The organism is Amycolatopsis sp. NPDC059657 (assembly GCF_042734395.1).
GTDB lineage: Bacteria > Actinomycetota > Actinomycetes > Mycobacteriales > Pseudonocardiaceae > Amycolatopsis.
This window is the reverse complement of the sequence record NZ_JBHWEB010000172.1, coordinates 11,301-14,933: the sequence shown is the minus strand read 5'-3', so window position 1 is coordinate 14,933 and position 3,633 is coordinate 11,301. Positions and strand designations below refer to the sequence as shown.

Genomic DNA, 3,633 nt, shown 5'->3' with positions numbered 1-3,633 from the left:
GCACTGTCATGCATATCAACAGCAAGCAGCTTATTAAGCCCATCCCCCGTCTTACCCTCAATAACCCCAGCGAAATTCCTCGCCTCCACAACGAGGCCCTCCGCCAACAAATCCAATTCCCCACCGAAAGCATCCCACGCCGACGCCAGATGCCACAAATCATCCTCAGAACCCTCAGGCCAAGGCATGCCAACAGTAACCTCCAGCAACTTCTGGAGGCCATGCGGCAGATGCGTGACCAATGGAATCCTTTTCGACGGTTACAGCACTGTCAGGCTCACGAACTCACAGATTATTGGCGTTACCCTGATCGACCTTCTCGAACTCCGTGAGCGCCTGCTCGATCTGCTCGGCGGTTCCTCCCACATTCTTGCCGAAGGTAGTGACGTTTTCCAACGTCGTCTTGGAATTCGGCACATACCCCGTGGCGAAGGCCTGGCCGAACTTGTCACCACCCCAGCAGCCGTCGTATCGCTGCGCGGCCAACCGCAACCTGTCCACCGACTCCGCGAAGTGGGTACCCAGCTCCCTGAGGCGCGCGTTCTCCAGCCTTGCCGCATCGAGATCGATTTTAGTTTCCGCATCGGACATGACATGCACCTTTCTTAATCTTTGGATTTCCGGCCGAGAATCCCGTCGCCGTAGGTGTCGCCAAGGAATGGCGACACCACCTTGTCGAGAATCTCTTCGGCATTCATCCGCCCACTCGCCAGGTCAGCGAAATTCACGCCGGGCAGAATGTCCTCCCCCATCACATCCGCCAGTTTCTGCAGACACTGCGCGCGACCACTCTGAATGGTCTCCATCAACACGTGGCTGAGCTCGGCGGGAGCCATGCCCCGATACTTCGTGCCGTGGAAGTTGATTGCGGTGATCTCCCCCCTGCCGTCGAAGTCGACGGTCAGCGACCGGTCCTTGGCCTTCACCGTGGTGGTCGCCTCGGACATGGTCTTGGTGATGTCCGACAGCTTGCGCTGTTCGCGCTCGAGCGAGGCCAGCGCGGCCTCGTTGGCTTCTTCCAAGGACTTGTACTGGTCAGTCCAGTCGGTCATCGTCCTTCCTTCCCGTATTCGTTGTAACGCTCCGTACCAGACCAGGTACCGGCGGTGGTTTCAGCCGTATCGTCCCTGCCCAGCCGCGCTGCTGCGACCGGAAGCGAGATCCAACAACCGGGGTCGGCCCGCATCCAGACACCGTCCGTGCGCGGCCCTGCCCCCAACACGCCGTGCGGGCCTGCGGGCAAGACGTTCGCCGCCGACTGCATCGGGCCTCCCGCGGACATGCCGGACGGCGCGAGGTTCGAGCTCGCGGTGAACGCGCCCAGCGGCATGCCCGACGAACCAGGCGAGACCGCCGCGGCCAGCTGCAGATGTTCCGCGCCGAGCGCCATGACCGGCCGTACCTGTGTCGGGATCGACGCCTGAAGCGTGGTTTGCGCCGGGTACGACGACGGCTGCGGCGGAGTCACGCCCGTGATACCCGGCGTGCCCGTCATCTGAACCGACGTCGAGGCAGGCGCCTGCCCCAAGACCGCACCGTGGGCCGGAGCGGGCGGCTGCGCCGTCGTGGGCACGCCGGCGGACGCCGGGCTGCTCGGGGCAGGACCGGCGGCCGTGGGGCCGCTGCCGGTCAGATCGCTCAACGTCAGCCCATTCGAACTCGCACCGCTCGCGGGCGGGCCCGGCACCGATCCACCCGGCATGGGGCCACCGGGCGCCGGGCCCCCACCCAGTAGACCAGCCGCCGCACTGGTTACCTGCTGATACGCCGGACTTCCGCCACCCGGCTGAGCGATCGGACCGGCGGCCGCGGCGCTGACCGTCACCGGCATGGCCGCGGTCGTGGCGAAGGTGGGTTGAGCTTGCAGCTTGGCCGGCGCGGAAATATCAGGCAATTCGTACCGGTTCGAGTTACCGCCGCCAGTGGTGGCGGGCAGGGCCTGGCTGTTTTCCTTCGACTGCTTGGCCACGTCCAGCGTGAAGCCACCGGCGAGGCGGCTGGCCGTCCGGCCGAGCACGGCGGGCTTCCCCGTGTCGCTCTGGGCGAACACGCTCACGCGCCCGGCAAGGCCTGCGACCTGACCGGCCTTGCCGCCCTGCACGGAACCGCCGCCATGCAGGGGGCAGCCTGCGAACTGGGAGAACCGAGCGAAAGGAGTCGCCGTCGCCGGCGGAGGCACTGAACCGTCCACAAGAGGCACTGAACCGTCCGAAACAGACTGTGCCTGTCCCTGACCAAAGCCCAGCTGCCGAGCCTGCCCGACACCCGCGGTCGTGAAGGTGCCGGTCCCGCCGCCCCGAGCGGGTGTTCCCGCCCCCTGCACGAACGGTCCGGCTCCCGCACCGTGCACGGGCATTCCCGCCACCGTCGCGCTCTTCACGAGGATGCCCGTCCCCGTACCCACGACTGGGGTTCCGACCATCGTGCTGGTTTCCCCAGCCGGCTGTGCGGTGCGCGACACGAAGACCACGGGCACGGCTCCACCCGAGCCCGCGCCGGTCCTCGCACCTGGTTCCCCCATGCCAAGCTGGGTGGTGTCGGCGCGGTGCGGCAGCGCCACCAGCTGCCCGCCCAGCTGACGGTACAAAGTGGACAGTTCGGCCAGCAGCGTGGTGGCCCGTTTGTCGATGTCGCCGCGCGCTTTGTCGTCCTCCGCGCTGCCCTTGCCGTCCTTCAGGTCGGCCAGCCGCTGCTTGGTGTCCGAGATCGCGTCGCCGATCTGCCGGAGCAACCGGGGGTAACCAGGGTTTTGGATGCCGCCGACGACACCTTCGACATGCCGGATCAACCGGTCCAGCCGGTCGTGCCGCTGCTTGTCACCGCGATACCAGGCCTCCGCGAGGTCGCGGCGGTGTTTGTCCATCTGGCCCTGCACGTCGTGCAGCCTGCTCGCGGCCTGTTCGAAGCGTTGCGCCTCCTGGTAGAAGGTCTGCGGGTCCGCCGTCGACACCTGGGCGAGCACCTGCTCGAGGGTTTGCGCCGGGTTGGCGGCCGTCGACGGTGCGGAATCCTGGGTAGCCATGAATCAGCCCTTTCCGAGCGTCGACGGCGCGGCACCACAGTCGTCTTCTTCCTGCCAGTCCTTCTTTTCGCTCTGCAGCCAGGTGTTCCGCTCCCGTTCCTTGTTCGGCTGGCCGCCACCCATCCCGGCACCACCCGCGCCACCGCCCATCATCGGCGGGACTCCGCCCATACCTTCACCGGCGGTCATGCCACCAGCGCCGGTGCGGCCTCCACCGGAGGTGGTCGACGGGCCGCCGGCGCCAGGAACCTGGTAACCCTGCTGCCGCGCCACGGATTCCGCGGAAAGGGCCGCCGTGCCCGTGCCGACCGGCATGCCGTCCAACCCCGAACCGCCGAACTTGGGCAGGGGCCCGACACCGCCACCGCCCGGCTTGCCGCCCGTACCACCACCGGTACCGCCGTGCTCACCAGAGAGGAAATTGGACAGCGTGGGGGCCGAGACGCTGGGGCCGCCTGGGCCGCCGCCCCTGAGCGCGTCGATCGCCTCCTGAGCTGCCCGCTGCGCCTCCCGCTGCTGCCCGGAGGTATCCGGCATCGAACCAGGAGCACCCAACGAAGCCGTCGACGACGGCCTACCACCACCGCCACCACCCGACGAAGGATCACCAC

The 3,633-nt window shown here is 67.2% G+C and carries 4 protein-coding genes and 1 pseudogene; all 5 read right to left on the bottom strand.

Annotation, left to right across the window (positions count from 1 at the left end; genetic code table 11):
- On the bottom strand, positions 1-242 hold a 242-nt coding region (locus ACFV15_RS44815; protein ID WP_378359165.1), incomplete at its 3' end, for a hypothetical protein.
- A gap of 43 nt (positions 243-285) precedes the next feature.
- The gene (locus ACFV15_RS44810; protein ID WP_378359163.1) at positions 286-591 is read right to left on the bottom strand and encodes a hypothetical protein; all 306 of its coding nucleotides are present in this window, start codon (positions 589-591) and stop codon (positions 286-288) included.
- 14 nt (positions 592-605) lie between these two features.
- Entirely contained in the window at positions 606-1,052 is a 447-nt protein-coding gene (locus tag ACFV15_RS44805) for a YbaB/EbfC family nucleoid-associated protein (protein ID WP_378359162.1), read from the bottom strand.
- Positions 1,049-3,022 (bottom strand): hypothetical protein, encoded by a 1,974-nt coding sequence (locus tag ACFV15_RS44800; RefSeq protein ID WP_378359160.1) that lies wholly within the window; start codon positions 3,020-3,022, stop codon positions 1,049-1,051. Before ACFV15_RS44800 ends, ACFV15_RS44805 begins: the two co-directional genes overlap by 4 nt.
- 3 nt (positions 3,023-3,025) lie before the next feature.
- Positions 3,026-3,633: pseudogene (locus ACFV15_RS44795) on the bottom strand (hypothetical protein); the annotation flags it as partial.